This is a genomic window from Gelidibacter gilvus, assembly GCF_004115975.1.
Taxonomy (GTDB): Bacteria; Bacteroidota; Bacteroidia; order Flavobacteriales; family Flavobacteriaceae; genus Gelidibacter; species Gelidibacter gilvus.
In genome coordinates this window covers 374,273-392,897 of sequence record NZ_SDDZ01000002.1, presented here as the reverse complement: position 1 = coordinate 392,897, position 18,625 = coordinate 374,273, and the positions used below count along the sequence as shown (strand labels likewise).

Below are 18,625 nucleotides of genomic sequence, written 5' to 3'. Positions count from 1 at the left end.
AAAATTAATATGAAGAAGATTACTATTGCCATTGACGGTTTTTCATCAACAGGAAAGAGTACGGTTGCAAAACAATTAGCCAAAGCTTTGGGCTATGTCTATGTAGATTCTGGCGCCATGTATAGAGCAGTCGCTTTATATGCGATGCAAAATGGTATCATCTCTAAAGATCATTTTGATATTGAAAAATTGATTTCCGATCTAGACAGTCTAAGAATTAATTTTAAATATAATGAAGATGTAGGTTTTGCTGAAATGTATTTGAACGGTAAAAACGTGGAAAACGAGATCCGAACTTTAGAAGTCTCACAATGGGTCAGTCAAGTGGCAGAAATTTCAGAAGTCCGCAGAATGTTGGTTTTACAGCAACAGAAAATGGGGAAGGAGAAAGGCGTGGTTATGGATGGTCGCGATATTGGAACCGTTGTTTTCCCTGATGCCGAATTAAAATTTTTCATGACTGCTTCCGCAGAAACAAGAGCTAAAAGACGTTACAAGGAACTTCTTGATCGCAATGAAAATGTGAGTTATGAAGATGTTTTGAAGAATGTGGAATCTCGAGATTTAATCGATTCTACAAGAGAAGATTCCCCCTTGATGAAGGCTAAAGATGCTATAGAAATCGAAAACTCTAATCTATCCTTGAAGGCACAGTTTAAAAAACTTTATGATTTAGCGCAAGAAACAATTGAGAACCAATAAGTCAGGACGGACTTATCTCTCATGCGCAGGAGGTGCATAGGCGAATGAATATTTATTAAATAAATAATCAATTTTCAAACGAATGAAATTTTAACGCTACAAAATCAACGTTTTCAGCGTTCAATTAATACACTCCAAAAGCTAAGTGCCAAATTCCAATGCTCTCGCAGAGGCGCAGGAGACGCAAAGTGAATTTAAATCCATTTTTTAGAACTTTTAATTCTCAACAGATCTAAAGAAATTTCAGGCACCTAAGAAATCAGTGCAAATCTGCAAAAAATCAGTGTTGCCTGCCCGGCCGTTCAGGCGGGTCAGCGTTCCATTCCCAAAAAACCCTCTTCCATAAAAAAAAACGACCCAGAAGATCGTTTTTTTAATGAAAGTATACTATGATTTATAAATTTGGAATGATAAGCTCCTGATTTGGATGGATCAAATCTGGATTCTTTAAAATATCAGAATTGGCAGCAAAGATTTTTTGGTATTTGGAAGGATCACCATAATATTGTTTTGCTATTTTGCCTAGAGTTTCTCCTGACTTCACGGTATGTCTCGCAAAAACAGAAGTATCTGCCACTTTTATATCTGCATTGATATCCGTAGGGTTTTCACCACCAACTGCCTTTATTTTATCCCAAAGAAGATTCTTTTCGTATTGATTTTTTGCAGTTCCTTTAATTTTTAAGACGCCATTTTCTTCTGAAACATCGCCATTTTCAATGTTAAGTTCCTGTCCTAGATCTAAAACACTTTGATACTTAGATTTTACCATGATAGTTATTTTTTAAATTTAAAATTAGTGTAAACGTAAATATATCGAATAATTATATAAAATAATAACGCTATCGCGACCAATGTTTACTGAATCCAAATGAGAATGTTAATCGCTTATTCTAAGTTCATTAAATAATTTGTAAAAGAGAAAAATATATTGTATTTTTGCACTCCTTTTAGCGATACCCGTGGAAGATAAAAGGAATAAAACAAAAAAGCAAATAACACTTCTGTGTGTTGATCGCGTAAAACTTCCAAGAACACTCAGAATACAAATATAGTATTCAGCAAATGTCTGAAAAAGAAACAAATCCAGCAGAGGTAGAAACTACCGAAGCAACAGAAACAGCAGTAGAAACTCAAACTACTGAAAAAGCAGCTTTTAAAGTATCAGAAGCGCAATCAAACCCTGAAAAGTTTTTAGAAGAATTCAACTGGCACAACTACGAAGAAGGTATTGAGCAAGTAGACGACAAGAAACTTCAGGAATTTGAGAAATTAGTATCAGAAAATTTCGTGGATACCCTAGATGATGAAGTTGTTGAAGGTTTAGTCATCCACATTACTGATCGTGATGCTATCATTGATATCAACGCAAAATCGGAAGGTGTAATTTCTCTTAATGAGTTCCGTTACAACCCAAATTTAAAGGTTGGTGACAAAGTAGAAGTATTAATTGATGTACGTGAAGATGCTAACGGACAGTTGGTATTATCACATCGTAAGGCTAGAGTAATCAAAGCGTGGGATCGTGTAAACAATGCGCACGACACTGGCGAAATCGTAAATGGTTTTGTTAAATGTCGTACTAAAGGTGGTATGATCGTTGACGTATTTGGTATTGAAGCGTTCTTGCCAGGTTCTCAAATTGATGTGAAACCTATTAGAGATTACGATCAGTACGTTAATAAAACAATGGAATTTAAAGTTGTGAAAATCAACCACGAATTCAAAAACATTGTTGTTTCTCATAAAGCGCTTATTGAGGCGGATATTGAAGAGCAGAAAAAAGAAATCATTAGCCAGTTAGAAAAAGGACAAGTATTGGAAGGTGTTGTTAAAAACATTACTTCTTATGGTGTCTTTATCGATCTTGGTGGTGTAGATGGATTGGTTCACATTACTGACCTTTCTTGGTCACGTATCAACCATCCAAACGAAATAGTTGAATTGGATCAGAAACTTAACGTTGTTATCCTTGATTTTGATGAAGATAAATCAAGAATCCAGTTAGGTTTAAAACAATTGAGCAAACATCCTTGGGAAGCTTTAGGCGACACTATTAAAGTTGGCGACAAAGTGAAAGGAAAAGTTGTTGTAATTGCTGATTACGGTGCATTCATTGAAGTAGAAGAAGGTGTGGAAGGCTTAGTTCACGTAAGTGAAATGTCATGGTCAACACATTTACGTTCTGCTCAAGATTTCGTAAAGGTAGGTGATGAAATTGAAGCGGTTATTTTAACTCTTGATAGAGAAGACCGTAAAATGTCATTAGGTATCAAGCAATTGACGCCAGACCCATGGACTGATATTACTACAAAATACCCAGTAGGCTCTAAGCACACAGGTATTGTACGTAACTTCACAAACTTTGGTGTGTTTGTAGAATTGGAAGAAGGTATTGACGGATTGATTTATATCTCTGATCTATCTTGGACTAAGAAAATCAAACATCCAAGTGAGTTCTGTAATGTTGGAGACAATTTAGATGTTGTGGTATTGGAATTGGATGTTGAAGGACGTAAATTAAGTTTAGGTCATAAACAAACTACTGACAATCCTTGGGACAAATACGAAACTGAATTCGCATTAGGTACTACACATAAAGCAGAAATTTCTGAAATGGTTGATAAAGGTGCAACAGTTGAATTTAACGAAGATATCGTTGCATTCGTACCTTCCCGTCATTTAGAAATGGAAGATGGTAAGAAATTGAAAAAAGGTGACACTGCTGAATTCAAAATTATTGAGTTCAATAAAGAATTCAAACGTGTTGTAGCTTCTCATACTGCTATCTTTAAAGAAGAAGAAATGGCTAACGTAAAAGCAGCTGTTGCTAAAGCAGAGGCTTCTGCAGCAGAAGCAAAACCAACTCTTGGTGATGCCAATGATGCCTTACAAGCTCTTAAAGATAAAATGGACGGGAAGGTATAATCTTTCAAAACATTTGTAAATCAAAGCCTTCAACATCCGTTGAGGGCTTTTTTTATTTTATGGGGTCGCACTTTAAGTCTTAGGTTCATAAAACCATTGCAAACAAGAATTTTTATCCTAAATTTGTAAACCAAATACGTTTGGAAAACTATGAGTCAAAAACTGTTACTTAATGCCAAAGAGATCAACATCATTCTTCATCGATTGGCTTGTCAACTCATTGAAAAACATAACGATTTTTCCAATACAGTACTTATCGGAATCCAACCCAGGGGTAAATTCTTGGCGAATCGTTTAGCTCAAATTTTAAAGAGCGAGTATCATATCAAACACATCCAATTAGGACTTTTGGACATCACTTTTTTTAGAGATGATTTCCGAAGAGGAGAAAAACCATTGGAAGCTAATACCACTGAAATTAATTTTCTTGTTGAAGATAAAAACATTGTCTTTATTGATGATGTGCTTTATACCGGAAGAAGTATTCGTGCGGCTTTAACCGCCATTCAATCCTTTGGGAGACCTAATGAAATTGAGTTACTCACATTAATTGACCGACGATTTAGTCGTCATTTACCTATTCAGCCAGATTATAGAGGCAGACAGGTAGATGCGATAAATAAAGAAAAGGTAAAAGTGAATTGGTTGGAACATGGAGGAGAAGATGCCGTATACCTAGTTAATAATTAAGAATGAATAGTGAAGAATTATTTATGCTCGATAAAAAAATCTCTGAGAACGGGGATGAAGTTATCGTTTCTTTTGGATCCTTTGATGGCTTGGATGAAATCCATCGTATAGACGCCATGATGTTCAAAAATATTCCTGAGGACATTGGCAGATATGATGGGCATGAAGTGAATATGGATGACACTGATGGACGACTTTTCGCCTACGGAAGAAATGCAGAAGAACTATTTAAGTTGATGAAGCCCATGTTGCAACAATTCGATTTTTTAAATAAAGCGATGGTATATTTACGATTCAATAAAGAAGACGGCACCTACAGTGAACTTGAGTTTAATCTAAGTCAAGTTGAGTAATATAAGCTGAAGTTGCCTGCCTGAATATAGCACTGGCGAAGGTGCGAAGTTGAGACCTCGAACTTTTAAATTAAAAAGAGTCGAGTAAGAATAAATAATAGGAATAAACAATAAATAATACCGACAATGAGCGAATTAAGTGTCAATCACTTATTGGGAATTAAAGATCTGAATTCTCGGGATATTCAACTTATTTTTGAAACAGCCGATCATTTTAAGGAAGTCATCAATAGACCCATCAAGAAGGTACCTTCGCTTAGGGATATTACCATTGCCAACTTGTTTTTTGAGAATTCAACACGTACCAAGTTATCTTTTGAATTGGCAGAAAAACGTCTTTCGGCAGACGTCATTAACTTCTCGGCATCACAATCTTCCGTGAAAAAAGGAGAAACCCTAATTGACACCGTTAATAATATTCTCTCGATGAAAGTGGATATGGTGGTCATGCGACATCCCAATCCAGGAGCTTGCGTGTTCTTGTCACAACATGTCAATGCGAGTATCATTAACGCTGGAGACGGTGCACATGAGCATCCTACGCAAGCATTGTTGGACAGTTATTCCATTAGAGAACGTTTGGGTAAAGTACAAGGTAAAAACGTGGTTATTGTGGGCGATATTTTGCACAGTCGCGTGGCGCTTTCCAATATTTTTGCACTTCAATTACAAGGTGCCAACGTCATGGTTTGCGGGCCAAAAACCTTATTGCCAAAATACATCGACAAACTCGGTGTAAAAGTGGAAACTAATCTAAAAAAGGCTCTTGAATGGTGTGACGTTGCCAACATGCTGCGTGTGCAGAACGAACGTATGGATATGACCTACTTTCCTTCCACAAGAGAGTATACACAACAATATGGCGTAAATAGAGCATTGCTCAATTCTCTGGATAAGGAGATTACCATTATGCATCCAGGACCTATAAATCGGGGAGTGGAAATAACAAGTGACGTGGCAGATTCCAAACAAGCCATTATTTTGGAACAAGTTCAAAATGGCGTGGCTATTAGGATGGCGGTCATTTATTTATTAGCTTCAAAAATTAAACATTAAATCGACGCATATGATTTTTGATAAAGAAAACAACATCACGCTTATAACTCAAGAGAAAAGTACCATCATAGAATTGGTGAAAAAACTCCAAGCGACCTATCCGAAATTTGAGAATGATAATGTCATCATAAATTTATCAGTCTTGAGAAAAACCAGCTTACAGGACATTATCGAATTCTTAGAAATTTCAAACAGACATCGTCGTGCCAAGCATTCTTTTGTTATCGTAACTGATCAAGTCAATCTAGATGAGATGCCTGACGAGATTATGGTTGTTCCTACGCTGAAGGAAGCCTATGACGTGATTGAAATGGAGGAGATGGAACGGGATCTTGGAATTTAAAATGAGTTTAGGAGTTCAAGGTTTAGGTACAAACCATAAATTTGATTTGTTTAAGGCGTTTTAGTGCTAAACTTTTAAACTCCTAACTTCTAAACTTTAAAAATGAAACTAACCATCCTTGGTTGCTTCAGTGCAACGCCACGCAAAGACACCAATCCTACTGCTCAGGTTTTAGAGATTAACAACCATCTTTTTTTAATTGATTGTGGTGAAGGAACTCAGGTGGAATTGCGTCGGAATAAAATTAAGTTCGCCCGTATCAAGCATATCTTTATTTCGCATTTACATGGTGATCATTATTTTGGGCTGGTGGGATTGATTTCCACATTCCGACTGTTGACCAGGGAAACTGAATTGCACATCCATTGTCCAAAAGGTTTGAAAGAGGTCATCACCTTGCAGATGAAATTAGCCGACTCATGGACCAATTATCCACTTTTTTTTCATGAATTGACCTCCGATACATCAGAACTTATTTTTGAAGATGATAGAGTAGAGGTGTGGACTATTCCTTTAGACCATCGTATTTATACCAATGGATTTTTGTTTAAGGAAAAAGAAGGTGAACGCCATTTACACATGCCGTCGGTTATTGAAGCCAATATTGATATGGCGTATTACAATAAGTTAAAACAAGGCCATGATGTGCTTAATAATGATGGCGTACTCATCGATCATAAAAAAGTGACCTTGCCACCAAAACCGCCTAAAAGCTATGCTTTTTGTAGTGATACTGCTTATAAAGAAGATATCGTCCCAATAATTAAAGATGTTGATGTGTTATATCATGAGGCTACTTTTTTAGAGAAAAATGCGCATTTAGCACCAAAAACAAAACACTCCACAGCAAAGGAAGCCGCACTTATAGCAAAGAAAGCGAATGTGAAAACCCTTATTCTAGGTCATTATTCCACACGTTATGATGACTTGAATGAATTCAAACTGGAAGCACAGACTATTTTCAGTTCCGTTAAATTGGCCAGAGATGGCAAACAATTTATTTTTGACTAAATTCCTTAAGGTGTTTGATCCAGCTAAGTGCTGCATCTAAATCATCACACCTTTTCAGACTGATATTTGCAAACTGCTTTTCAATCGAGGCGTTGATATATGCAAAATCGTTGTAAGCAACTGTGGCGACTGCGACAATAAAATCAAATTCCTTATGAAATCGATACCATAACTGTGGCTCAATTGAATAGGAATCTACCCTATTGGAGATATAGGCTATTTCTATTCCTTCACCATAATAATCTTGCATCGCGCCAATAACTTCCAAAATTTTGTCCCAATCAAAGTGCACGCCTTCATGGACTTCAGAAATGACAAAATTTTCAAAAAAATAAAATTTTCCGAATGTAAATTCTATTTTGGAATGTGGTAGTAGACTAAAATATTTAGTTTCTTCAAATCGCATTTAGGGGAAATATTGTTTAAATTTATAAGAATTTGATGAGCAAAAAAATAAAATCAACAATTTAACAGTTAAGGAATTTGTAATGGGTGCAGACTTAGGAAATTATAGAAGATCATACGAGAAACAGGCCTTGTTAGAAGCTAACATAAGTGATAATCCTATGGAGGTTTTTCAAAAATGGTTTTACGAAGTAGATTCTAATTTTAATGAGTCAGAGACCAATGCCATGACAATTTCTACTATTGGGTTGGATGGATTTCCTAAAAGTAGGGTAGTCCTTCTTAAGAAATATACACATGAAGGCTTTATTTTCTATACCAATTACAAAAGTGAAAAAGGAAAGGCCATTTTTGCCAACCCCAAAGTTTGTCTGTCATTTTTTTGGCCACAGGCAGAACGTCAAGTGATCATTAAAGGAAATGCAGAAAAAATATCTCCAAACATGAGTGATGGCTATTTTGAATCCCGACCACGTGGAAGCCAATTAGGTGCGTTGGTTTCCCATCAAAGTGAAGTTGTAAAGAATAGGGAGGAACTAGAAGAGGAACTGCATCAACTTGAAGCGAAATTTGAAGGCAAGGAAATTCCCAGACCAGAGCATTGGGGAGGTTTCATAGTGAAACCCATTTCAATTGAATTTTGGCAAGGCCGCCCAAATAGATTGCACGATAGAATCCGGTTTACATTGAATGAGGAATTTGATTGGGTAATGGAACGTCTTTCACCATGATGGATGTTTTTCAGAAATTCATGTTTAAGAAATTGTGAAAAACAAAGCGAAAACGTGGGTCTTTAGTCCTATAAAATTGCGTTTTCTAGGATTATCTTTATTCCTGAAATAAGATTGCATTAGCATCTTTCATTGATCTAGAAAGATATTGCAAGTTTTTAAAAGATAGAAAAACAACCCAATAATTCCAATTCCTCCTTTTCTCGTTAAAATGTGCAAATTCATCGGTGTAACACTCAAATTTATTCTTGAAACCTGCACTTCATCGATGATTTGCATATAAAAGCGATTAACTGTCTGCTTTTCATCGATTTTAACATTTTCTTAACAGTTAGTTCAGATTAGTCTTCTAATTTAGCTGAACCAAATCGAATTAACCTACTTATGAAAATTTCTACCTACCTGCCAATGATGGCTTTAATGGCCATGCTAACCTTCTCTTGTTCTACTGAAGAATTTCAAGAAGACAAGATCGATCATGCTCAATTGAAAAATGCTCCAGCAGCTAAACTCATTGAATTAGAAATTCTGGAATTGATCAATAGTTACAGAATAGGATTGGACTTAGCTCCATTAAACAACTTGAGTATTATCAAGTCGGTAGCATTCACACATACGGATTATATGGTTTCTGTAAATCAGGTGAGCCATAATAATTTTTTTCAGCGTAAATCTAGTTTGGTTCAAAATGCATCAGCAACGAAAGTTTCAGAAAATGTGGCATATGCCTATAGTTCTGCTGAATCTGTTGTAAGTGCATGGTTAGACAGCCCGTCTCATAAAGCTACTATAGAAGGCGATTTTACTGATTTTGATATCTCTGCCGAGAAGAATTCAGAAGGCAAATGGTATTTTACAAATATATTTATTAAGCGTTAGTCCAAAATTAAATTTTAAGAGTGTTAGTTATTGTGGAAAGGACCGCTCTATATGAGCGGTTTTTTGTTTGCATAGCGCGTCATGACGATCATCTAAAACGGTTCATTACACTAATTCTACATGATTGAACCGTCACACCAATCTTAAGCCTTCTCACTAGTACCATGGTATTCCTAAGGAATTTACTTTTGACTAAATTCAAAGTTTCAAAGTTTTCTGAGTGGCTAGTGTGAATGACTTTTCTTCCTATAGACTTCCCTTCCATAAAATGGATTTAAACACCATCACTTGGTGACCTAAAGTGATCCACTTGTCTTTTAGATCCAAGCATCCTTGATTCGGTTACTTTAAATATATACTTCTGTTTTAAGAAGGGTTCTTCAGGTATAAAATACAGCACATGATCTATTTAAAAAGTGACTACAATATGATCTCTTTTATTATTTAGTTAAGGATAGCTATCGGATTAATTGCAGCTACTTTAATTTCAATACATGTTGTAGCCATGTCCAGATAACAATTGGGAACTCGGCTAACACTGTGTTTTCCCAAAATCTTTACCAGTTATTTCCCGAAGCACACTTCCGTCAGCCAATATAAATCTATGGATTTCCAATCATAATGGATTATACTTACTTTGGGGTTGCAGCTTATATTCAAGCTATTCTATTAAATATTTTGATGGGGATCTACCATCTGAAGTTATCGGAGCTGAGCATCGGTTTTGGACGATTTTAAGGTATAAAAATAACGGATTGCTTTAGGATTAATAACACTAAAAATCTCTTTTAATCCAAATAATATCATGCTAGCACCACAATTTAAAAGTCATACAATTCACGCTCATTAGAAAAAAGGACATAAAAAAAGCAGACTCATGGTCTGCTCTTTTTATTGAAATTTAGAAGAAATTAATCCTTCAATATATAGAAGTATGATCTTCTGTTTAACTGGTGCTCTTCTGAGGTACATTTAACTCCGTTAGAACACTTGTTTAGTAATTGGGTTTCGCCATATCCAATAGCACTCTCAATACGTTCTGAAGCAATTCCACGAGACAGAATATAATCTCTGGTAGATTTAGCTCTTCTATCAGACAATTTCATATTATAGTTGTCACTTCCTCTACTATCCGTATGAGATTCAATTTTGATGACCATGTTTGGATGTTCTCTCATCACATCAACGATGTTTTCCAATTCGTATTCTGCGTCAGTCCTGATGTTCCATTTATCAAAATCAAAGAAGATAGGGTTGATCACAATTTGATTGTCATCTATTAATGGTGTCAAATAAAGATCAGCATTATTAATTTTACCATCTTCCAAGTTGGTCGTAACTTCTTTACGTCCATCTTTATAATCTTTTTTGCTTCCAAGAACTGTATAGGTCTTTTCGCAATCGGCATCTAAAGTAAAAGCTCCAGTTTCCGACGTCATAACCGTTGCAATGATTTTACCGGTATTATTGATCAGTTTCACTTCAACATTCGCAAGCACTTCATTGGTCTTAATATTTCTGGCAATACCTTCAATTTTCTGTTTGCACGGCTCAGCGTTAAATCCGTAGATATCATCACCTCCTTTTCCACCTGGACGGTTAGAGGAGAAGTAGCCTGTTTTGCTGTCATCATTTATAAAGAATGCGAAATCATCATAACCACTATTATAAGGGGCTCCAAGATTTTCAGGTTCTGCATTTTCATTTTTTAAAATATCCGACTTATAGATGTCCAATAATCCTAAATTTAAGTAACCATCAGATGAGAAGTACAAGGTATTATTTTTGGCAACAAAAGGGAACATCTCACGGCCTTCCGTATTCACTTTTGGACCTAAATTCTTTGGTTCGCTATAATTTCCATCTTCTAAAATATTAACGAAATAAATATCTGTTTGTCCAAAACCGCCTTCACGATCTGATACAAAATATAATTTTGTATTATCTGGACTTAATGTAGGGTGGCCATTAGAATAATACTCATTATTAAAAGGCAATTCAACCACATTTTTCCAAACGCCATCCTCTAAAGAGGCTTTGTACAATTTTAAGTGTGACGTTCCTTTACGGTCATAGCCCAATTTATTTCTTTTGTTGACATTGTCTCTAGTGAAATACATGGTTAGTCCGTCGTTGGTAATGGCCACAGATGCCTGGTGATATGGAGTATTTATTTTTGAGGAATTAATAAAGTCAGCTTCTGAGTACTCTTTTTTACCAGTCTCATCTTTTGATACGGTCACATAATAGAGATCTAGAAAAGGTTCGGCATTCCATCCGTATCTTTTTCTAACGTCAGTATCTCTAGCAGATGCAAAATAGAGTATGTCACCAGAAATATACGCGCCAAAATCAGAGAATTCCGTATTGAAAGGCATGTTTTCAGTCTTAACAATAACGTCTTCAGTGGACGCTAAATCTTCATAGAGATCAAGATTGTTGGCATCAAAGTCTTTTACACGACTGTCGTTTCCCTGTATGTCCTTAAATTTCACCAACCATTTGTCAGCTTCTGTATAATTTTCAATACTTCTTAAACTCTGAATGTATTTAAAAATATATTCGGGATTGACCTTGTTGTATTTGTTGACTGCTTTTCCATACCACAAAGCTGCTTCTTTAGATTTGGAGTTGTTGTAATAACAATCGCCCAAGCGGGTTAGAACATGTTCACTGCTATCGCCTTTTTTAACCGCTTCTTCATAAAGTTCAGTGGCTTTTACGTACGCAAAGTTTTCGAAAAACTTATCCGCCAATTTTCTTTGAGCAACCATGAACGTGCTGCTAAGCGCAAAAAAGAATATAAATAATTTTGTTTTCATAGTTATAGGTTTTAGAAGTATCGAGGCGATTTAATACGTTTGCTTTTAAAGATTTCAAACATTAGTAAGATTTCATGAGTTCCACTTGTATAAGGTCTGAGATCAGAGAATGGATATTCATAGGCATAACCAATGCGTAATTGTTTGGACACTTGAAAATCAACAATCCCACCCAAAGAGGATGTTCTTTCATCTTTTCTATATGCGCCACCAATCCAAAACACATCATTAAATAAGAAGTTAGCGGTTAAATCCATAGATAATGGTGCTCCATTTGTTGCTTTCACCAAGAATGCTGGTTTGAATTTGGTGGTTGCACCTAAGTCAAACACATAACCTCCCGTAAAATAGTAGCTAAGACGTTCTAAGGCTTCAAATTCTTGCTCCCCAGTGTAATCTGTGTTCAATAAACGTGGTGCAGAAAGTCCTAAGTACCATCTTTCAGAATGCCAATAGGCACCGGCACCAACATTGGGTTTCCATCGGTTTTCATAACCGTAGATTACGGGGTCATCAAATTCAGCTTCTCTAAAATCGGAGTCTAAACTAAATCCTGTGAACCCAGCTTTTAATCCAAATGCCAACTTTGTATTTTGGCCAGTTTGAATGGTATATGAAAAGTCTCCATAGACATATTGGAAATTTTGGTATCCCAATTCATCATTTATAAAGGATAGTCCCAATCCGATCTTTTCATTTCGAAGCGGTGTATGTATGGATAGCGTTTGGGTAGTTGGTGCTCCTTCGAGTCCAACCCATTGGCTTCTGTGCAATCCCACAATACTTAATGTTTCCCTACTTCCCGCATAGGCAGGGTTAATGGAAATGGTATTGTACATATACTGCGTAAACTGTGGTAGTTGTTGTGCAACTCCCACCCAGCTTGTGAACAGTACGAAAACGATAATATTAAGCTTTACAAATTTCATAGGTTAAAATTTATTTGGTTGCAACGTAGATTGGGCCTGCAAAAGGTTTTAATCCACTATTTTTTAGATTAACGACATAGTAATAAGTTCCTGTTGGTACAAAGTTTGAATTTCCGATAGAAGCCTTAGATGCGGCACCATTCCAGTCATTCTGGTAATTATGAGACTCATAGATCATAGCACCCCAACGGTTGAAGATTTGAAGTTCTACAGTGAACCCGCAATTTTCAACACCAGTGATCGTAAAGAAATCATTCTTACCATCAGCATAGGTTGTTACTGCTTTTGAAATAATAACATCTTCAGCGCCACATGGGAGTACCACACAGTCGTCATTCAATGTAATATTCACAAGAGTTTCGGAAGGGCAATATTCATCAGCTATAGCATACATGAACGTGTAGGTTCCTAAATCCAATTTATAAGGATTGAATATGCTACCATTTAAGGATGCAGTACCAGCAACCACACTCCAAGTGCCATTAGTATCATAACTTCCACTCAACAAATCAAAAAGATCAAAATTCAAATTGTCATCGTTACATAGTTCAGTTCCTGTGGCGACAATTATATTAACTGTATTATCAACCGTAATTGTTTGGGTGTACACAGCTTGATTTTCGCAAATATCAGAAACTGTCCAAGTTCTGGTGATCACATACTGCAGACTTCCTTCAGTTGCGGTTGATGTTTCATTAAATTCAACCTGGATATCTTCAGAACATGCATCTTCAAAAACTAATTCTGGAACACTAGGGATATTATCACAAGTAATTGCTATTTCCGCATCGTATTCGTTTACCAAATTTGGTGCAGTTATATCCTTAACGTGGATGATTTGTGATGCAGTTGAAACATTTCCACAAGCATCCGTAGCAGTCCAAGTTCTGGTCACGGTGTAATCGCCTACGCAAGTACCATCAGTGGTCACATCTTCAAAAGTTAAGGTCACGTCAGAACTACATGTGTCTGTTGCAGTCACTTGGGCGAATTCAGGTGTTTCATTACAGTCGATCGTTGTTTCAGCTGGTAATGGCGAAATTATTGGTCCTGCAGTATCTACAATGGTGAAAACAGCCGTCGTGCTTGAGCTGTTTCCACAGCCATCTGTAGCCGTAAAGGTTACGGTAGCCGATCCTGTAGCACCACAGTCGTCAGAAAGACCATTGAAATCATTTGACCAAGTTACTGATGAACATTCGTCAACAGCTGAAGCGCCAGCATTTCCGTCTACCCAATTTTGCAATTCATTTGTATTTCCTGAACCATCACATTCCACAGTTAAATTGGTAGCTTGTGTGATAATTTCAGGAGCAGTCACATCTTGTATTGTATAAGTTGCTAAAGTTGAAGTTGTATTACCACAACCATCATCAACTGTAAAGATGACTTCTATAGAGGAAGAACAATCTGTAGTTGAACCACTATAGTTATTTGTCCAGATCAAATTAGTTGAACAATTATCTGTTGCGGTGGCACCTCCATTTGAGTTTAACCAAGCTTGCAATGTATTATTATTTATATCACAATCAATTGTAATGTCAGATGCTGGCGTGTCAATTACAGGTGCAGTCGTATCAACAACAGAAATAGTTTGAATTTCTGTAGCAGTGTTACCACATTCGTCAATTGCCGTCCAGGTTCTTGTAATCGTTTTCATATTATCACAACTTCCGTCAACCACCACATCATTAAATGTTAGGTTCACATCACCACACTCGTCAGAAGCAGAAGCATTTCCTGTAACTGAAGGATCTGTTGAATCTGAACACTCAATAGTGATATCTGCAGGTACTGTAATTGATGGAGGTGTTATGTCAACAATTGAAATTGTTTGTACACCAGAGACTGAGTTTCCGCATTCATCAGTAGCAGTCCAAGTTCTTGAAATAACTTGAGAAACTCCACAACCTGCAGCAGCAGTATCTTCAAAAGTAATACTCACATTTCCACAAGCATCAGTAGCCGTAGCTTCACCAAATGGATCTCCAGTGCCTCTTGCAAGACCTGTACATTCCATAGTTACGTCGGCAGGTAATGTCAATACCGGTGGCGTCGTATCCACTACAGTAATGATTTGATCACCAGAAGCTGTGTTTCCAGCTGCATCAGTGGCAATCCAAGTTCTTGTGATGACTTCTGTGTTTCCACAACCTTCTACGCTATTATCAGTAAAAGTTAGTGTTGTCGTAGTACAGGCATCTGTGGCACTTGCATTTCCTGTCGCTGAAGGTTCAGTTGATGTCGAACATTCAACTGAAACATCTGCAGGAACTGTCAAAATAGGGGCGACGGTATCAATCACAGTAATTGTTTGCGTGCCTTCTGCTGTATTACCACAAGCGTCGGTAGCAATCCAAGTTCTAGTAATAATCTGTGCACCTTCTTCTCCTGTGCTTGAATCTGTATAAGTCACGGTGACATCTCCACAATTATCTATTGCAGTTGCAGTTCCTGTAGCTGAAGGATCAGTAGAACCATTACATTCAATAGTGATATCTGCTGGTAAAGTAAGCGTTGGAGGTGTAGTATCGATAATGGTAATTGTTTGGACGTCAGAAACTGTATTGCCACATTCATCCATTGCAGTCCAAGTTCTTGAAATCACTTGTGTGTTTCCACAACCTTGAACGGCTACATCTTCAAAAGTAAGACTTACCCTTCCACAACCATCAACAGCCGTAGCTTCGCCAATCAAGTCTTCTGGACCTCTTGCATATCCGATACATTCCATTGTAACGTCATCAGGCATTGATAAAACTGGTGGAGTCGTGTCAACTACGGTTATGGTTTGAATTCCAGTGGCTACATTTCCGCATGCATCGGTTGCCGTCCAAGTTCTGGTGATGGTTTCAGTGTTGCCACATTCTGCAACAGATACATCTGTATAGGAAATGTCCACAGTTCCACAAGCTAGCGAGACTAGCCCAGTTCCCGTAGAAGTAGGATCAGTTGAGTTTCCACACTCGACAGTTTGATTTTGCGGAACAATGAAGTTGGCTTGCAAATCAATATCAATGGTAATGATTTGAGTACTTGTATCGGTTTGGTCACAACCATCTGTAACTGTATATGTTCTTGTAACAACTAGCGGACATGTGCCTGTAGAGGCATCACTGTAGGTAACACTTGAAATATTGTCACCAACAAAAGTTCCGCCTTCAGCTAAAAACTCAGCATTACTTATCGTTACTATGGCTTCACTATATGGCAATGAAGTTAATCCACCGTTAGTAATATCACCTGTCGTACATCCACTTACAGAAATATCAGCTGGTGCATTAATCTCAACAGCTCCAGTGTTTTCAGTAGTAATTATAAAAGTTGCCGCAGCGGTACAGGTATTAGTGTCTGCTTCTGAAACGGTAACAGTATATGTGCCATCAGGCAAATTTGTTAAATCTTCAGTAGTAGGACCAGCCACACCATCAACTTCCCATTTATAAATATAATTACCTGAACCACCTTCAACAGAAATATCGATACTTCCATTATTTGTAGTTGCACAAGAATTATTTATTTGATCTACTAAAGTAATTGTTAAAGCATTATAAACTGATACGGTTATTGGTGTTCTTGGACCAACACAATTAGTGGCAGGTCCTTCTGAAACGTAATAAGTAAATTCACCAACAACGCTTGTGTCTGGAACCAATGAAGTTTGCCCAATAGTATTTGGATCATTATCCGTATAATACAGCAGTAAATAATCTGGATTGGTTACTTGGGCTGATAAAGCACCAGCAGTTTCGTTTAAGCAATACGTAGCATCAGTAACGGAAGGTGAGGTTGTAATCTCAGTAACTTCAATTGTGAATATGTAATTACATGCCGAGCTTCCAGGAGGAATCGCATAATAAGTACTTATTCCCGGGGTAGCTGGAAAAGGGTTGGAGGCATTGTACTGAATAGTGCTACCGGTAATAGGGTAAGAGTCATAAAACAATGAACCTTGAGGAAATTGTGCCTGAACTTCAGATACAGGGATAGTGCTGCTCTCTACATTACAGTAGTAGAACGCTCTTTCAGCGGTTACATCACTACAATTGTCAAGAATAAATTGCTCAGAATTGATATCTACAGTCAGTGGATCTGTATTTGGTTCTCCCTCACAAACCCCATTTTGTTGGTAACCTTGAATTAAGGGTAAGGAATAATCAATTCCAGAGGTAGCTCCTGTTCCAGAAATATAGCCACCTAAGATGACTACTTTGGTTGAACAATTGCTATTGACTAAAATGGTACAATCTTCCGTAGTCTTTAATCTGAAACGGATATCCGCAAGCAACTTTGTTAAATCGGTATCTAGAGGTAAATAGGCAATATCCCACACAATTGAACCAGTTGCACCTTCATTTGGATCGAAATACGGAGCAGTAGCATTAAATAAATTATCATATTCATTGAAACTGATACTTCCAGGAACAAATTCAGAAGTAAACGGAATTGGAATAACTAATTTTGCGTTTTGTATAGCTTCTGTACCTTTGTTTCTAATTTCCAAACCATATTCAATTTCATCACCTGGAAGCGCAACATAAGGCGCATTTACAGGATTGCCAGCAATGTTATGTATGGACAATAATCCTTCAGATTCTGGAATATAGGCATCTACCGCAAACGTAATATTGAAGATAATATAGGAGTCCTGTGTAGAACCATATTGGAAACGTGTGGAGGTTTGATTGTTACCTATAATGGAATTGTTGAAATTATCAAGGTCGAACATGGTAATATCTAATCCCGTATTGTTCAATAAATTTGGGTTTCGCACACCTTCAGTTCGGATGGTAGAATTAAAGAAGTTAGTCATACTATTCCCGTCGTGCCTTAAGGGTTGGTATGAGTTATCACTTTGTTTTTGGATTTTAAAATAATCACCACCGATTGATCTGTCACCTTCGCCGGCCATAATGCCTAATCTCAAATTAACAGGGCCACTTTGCGTTGAATTGAATCCAGCAACATCTAAAGTGTGGTTCAATGTTGCATGACCTTTTATATAAGCATGGCCATCAAAAACGGTAATGTCTCTCCATTTCATTTGTGAGTTTTCATAAACGACTACCATTCCCCATCCACCAAAATAACCAATATCATCACCATCACCTTCTACAAGAGCCATATCGGCAACATGATAGACGCCGGATTGACCATTGTTTTTAACGTAATCGGTAACATCAACATATGCTGAATACATATTGTCATCAACTCCTGATGGATAATAGATGTCAGTGGCATTTGCCGTTAATTGGGTATAGCTTGTTGCACTAGGGCCTTTAATGGAAACTTTTCTTTTGTCGAAAGTTTTTGTAACCGGAACAACTTGGTTATTTATAACAACATCTTTCGATACAGTGAATGTATTTTCAGCTCCGGCTCTTCCTGACCAGTATAAACCTGCGTAAACAATATTGGAACATTCTGGAGTTGCACCGAACTCATCTGAAAAGGTAAGAGTTGCCGATGAAGAGTTTAATGTGTTGGGATCATTGTCCACATCCACATATTTCATATCGTCAGCATTATTCCCATCATCAGTATAATTGACCAAGGTTAGGTTTGTATTACCTATCATGGTAAAATCACCTTTAACATTATAGATGGTTTTTCCAGGAGTAAATACGGAAGATCGTGGTGTAAAAGGAACTTTGACCTGTCCATAAGTAAACAAAGTAGGAGATAATGCTAAAACCATAACCAATACAAGCTGCAGTATTGATTTTAAGTTATTAGATTTTGCGGAGTATAGTTTTTTCATAGTGATAACTTTTAA

At 37.0% G+C, this 18,625-nt stretch carries 14 protein-coding genes; 9 read left to right on the top strand and 5 right to left on the bottom strand.

Going from position 1 to position 18,625, the window contains the following annotated elements; genetic code table 11:
- The first annotated feature begins 9 nt into the window (after nt 1-9).
- Nucleotides 10-702 (top strand): (d)CMP kinase, encoded by a 693-nt coding sequence (gene cmk, locus ESZ48_RS05725; protein WP_129016364.1) that lies wholly within the window; start codon nt 10-12, stop codon nt 700-702.
- Between the two features lie 394 nt (nt 703-1,096).
- Here the strand turns inward: cmk and ESZ48_RS05720 are convergent, their stop codons facing one another.
- Nucleotides 1,097-1,474 carry a LysM peptidoglycan-binding domain-containing protein gene (locus ESZ48_RS05720; protein ID WP_190246202.1) on the bottom strand — a complete coding sequence of 126 codons (378 nt, stop codon included), beginning with the start codon at nt 1,472-1,474 and terminating at the stop codon, nt 1,097-1,099.
- A gap of 293 nt (nt 1,475-1,767) precedes the next feature.
- On the opposite strand from ESZ48_RS05720, the gene rpsA reads away from it, so the two are divergent.
- From rpsA to ESZ48_RS05690, 6 genes are all read left to right on the top strand, one after another.
- Complete coding sequence (rpsA, locus tag ESZ48_RS05715) at nt 1,768-3,630, top strand: 30S ribosomal protein S1 (protein WP_129016362.1); 1,863 nt, start codon at nt 1,768-1,770, stop codon at nt 3,628-3,630.
- A gap of 150 nt (nt 3,631-3,780) precedes the next feature.
- On the top strand, nt 3,781-4,320 hold the full coding sequence (gene pyrR / locus ESZ48_RS05710; RefSeq protein WP_129016361.1) for a bifunctional pyr operon transcriptional regulator/uracil phosphoribosyltransferase PyrR: 540 nt from the start codon (nt 3,781-3,783) through the stop codon (nt 4,318-4,320).
- A gap of 2 nt (nt 4,321-4,322) precedes the next feature.
- Nucleotides 4,323-4,673 (top strand): hypothetical protein, encoded by a 351-nt coding sequence (locus ESZ48_RS05705; protein WP_129016360.1) that lies wholly within the window; start codon nt 4,323-4,325, stop codon nt 4,671-4,673.
- A gap of 126 nt (nt 4,674-4,799) precedes the next feature.
- A complete protein-coding gene (locus ESZ48_RS05700; RefSeq protein WP_129016359.1) occupies nt 4,800-5,729 on the top strand; it encodes an aspartate carbamoyltransferase catalytic subunit in 930 nt (309 codons plus the stop codon).
- 10 nt (nt 5,730-5,739) lie between these two features.
- On the top strand, nt 5,740-6,072 hold the full coding sequence (locus tag ESZ48_RS05695) for a ribonuclease Z (RefSeq protein WP_129016358.1): 333 nt from the start codon (nt 5,740-5,742) through the stop codon (nt 6,070-6,072).
- Nucleotides 6,073-6,174: 102 nt separating this feature from the next.
- Complete coding sequence (locus ESZ48_RS05690) at nt 6,175-7,083, top strand: ribonuclease Z (protein ID WP_129016357.1); 909 nt, start codon at nt 6,175-6,177, stop codon at nt 7,081-7,083.
- Here ESZ48_RS05690 and ESZ48_RS05685 read toward each other — a convergent pair.
- Entirely contained in the window at nt 7,070-7,489 is a 420-nt protein-coding gene (locus ESZ48_RS05685; protein ID WP_129016356.1) for a hypothetical protein, read from the bottom strand. The two genes, ESZ48_RS05690 and ESZ48_RS05685, sit on opposite strands and share 14 nt — an antisense overlap.
- Before the next feature lie 82 nt (nt 7,490-7,571).
- Here ESZ48_RS05685 and pdxH point away from each other — a divergent pair, with 82 nt between their 5' ends.
- Together pdxH and ESZ48_RS05675 are read left to right on the top strand one after the other, a co-directional pair.
- Nucleotides 7,572-8,219 (top strand): pyridoxamine 5'-phosphate oxidase, encoded by a 648-nt coding sequence (pdxH, locus tag ESZ48_RS05680; RefSeq protein WP_129016355.1) that lies wholly within the window; start codon nt 7,572-7,574, stop codon nt 8,217-8,219.
- A 384-nt stretch (nt 8,220-8,603) separates the two neighbouring features.
- Nucleotides 8,604-9,098 (top strand): CAP domain-containing protein, encoded by a 495-nt coding sequence (locus ESZ48_RS05675; protein WP_129016354.1) that lies wholly within the window; start codon nt 8,604-8,606, stop codon nt 9,096-9,098.
- A gap of 911 nt (nt 9,099-10,009) precedes the next feature.
- Here ESZ48_RS05675 and ESZ48_RS05670 read toward each other — a convergent pair.
- From ESZ48_RS05670 to ESZ48_RS05660, 3 genes are read right to left on the bottom strand one after another with little or no spacing between them, the layout of a single operon-like run.
- Entirely contained in the window at nt 10,010-11,920 is a 1,911-nt protein-coding gene (locus ESZ48_RS05670) for an OmpA family protein (protein ID WP_129016353.1), read from the bottom strand.
- Between the two features lie 11 nt (nt 11,921-11,931).
- Nucleotides 11,932-12,849, bottom strand: coding sequence for a PorP/SprF family type IX secretion system membrane protein (locus tag ESZ48_RS05665; RefSeq protein WP_129016352.1), 918 nt, complete (start codon nt 12,847-12,849; stop codon nt 11,932-11,934).
- A gap of 10 nt (nt 12,850-12,859) precedes the next feature.
- Nucleotides 12,860-18,610 (bottom strand): HYR-like domain-containing protein, encoded by a 5,751-nt coding sequence (locus tag ESZ48_RS05660; protein ID WP_129016351.1) that lies wholly within the window; start codon nt 18,608-18,610, stop codon nt 12,860-12,862.
- Between the last annotated feature and the right edge of the window lie 15 nt (nt 18,611-18,625).

Excerpts from the sequence above, each read along its gene's own strand:
- cmk (WP_129016364.1), top strand. The coding sequence starts at position 10 with ATGAAGAAGATTACTATTGCCATTGACGGTTTTTCATCAACAGGAAAG.
- ESZ48_RS05720 (WP_190246202.1), bottom strand. The coding sequence starts at position 1,474 with ATGGTAAAATCTAAGTATCAAAGTGTTTTAGATCTAGGACAGGAACTT.
- rpsA (WP_129016362.1), top strand. The coding sequence starts at position 1,768 with ATGTCTGAAAAAGAAACAAATCCAGCAGAGGTAGAAACTACCGAAGCA.
- pyrR (WP_129016361.1), top strand. The coding sequence starts at position 3,781 with ATGAGTCAAAAACTGTTACTTAATGCCAAAGAGATCAACATCATTCTT.
- ESZ48_RS05705 (WP_129016360.1), top strand. The coding sequence starts at position 4,323 with ATGAATAGTGAAGAATTATTTATGCTCGATAAAAAAATCTCTGAGAAC.
- ESZ48_RS05700 (WP_129016359.1), top strand. The coding sequence starts at position 4,800 with ATGAGCGAATTAAGTGTCAATCACTTATTGGGAATTAAAGATCTGAAT.
- ESZ48_RS05695 (WP_129016358.1), top strand. The coding sequence starts at position 5,740 with ATGATTTTTGATAAAGAAAACAACATCACGCTTATAACTCAAGAGAAA.
- ESZ48_RS05690 (WP_129016357.1), top strand. The coding sequence starts at position 6,175 with ATGAAACTAACCATCCTTGGTTGCTTCAGTGCAACGCCACGCAAAGAC.
- ESZ48_RS05685 (WP_129016356.1), bottom strand. The coding sequence starts at position 7,489 with ATGCGATTTGAAGAAACTAAATATTTTAGTCTACTACCACATTCCAAA.
- pdxH (WP_129016355.1), top strand. The coding sequence starts at position 7,572 with ATGGGTGCAGACTTAGGAAATTATAGAAGATCATACGAGAAACAGGCC.
- ESZ48_RS05675 (WP_129016354.1), top strand. The coding sequence starts at position 8,604 with ATGAAAATTTCTACCTACCTGCCAATGATGGCTTTAATGGCCATGCTA.
- ESZ48_RS05670 (WP_129016353.1), bottom strand. The coding sequence starts at position 11,920 with ATGAAAACAAAATTATTTATATTCTTTTTTGCGCTTAGCAGCACGTTC.
- ESZ48_RS05665 (WP_129016352.1), bottom strand. The coding sequence starts at position 12,849 with ATGAAATTTGTAAAGCTTAATATTATCGTTTTCGTACTGTTCACAAGC.
- ESZ48_RS05660 (WP_129016351.1), bottom strand. The coding sequence starts at position 18,610 with ATGAAAAAACTATACTCCGCAAAATCTAATAACTTAAAATCAATACTG.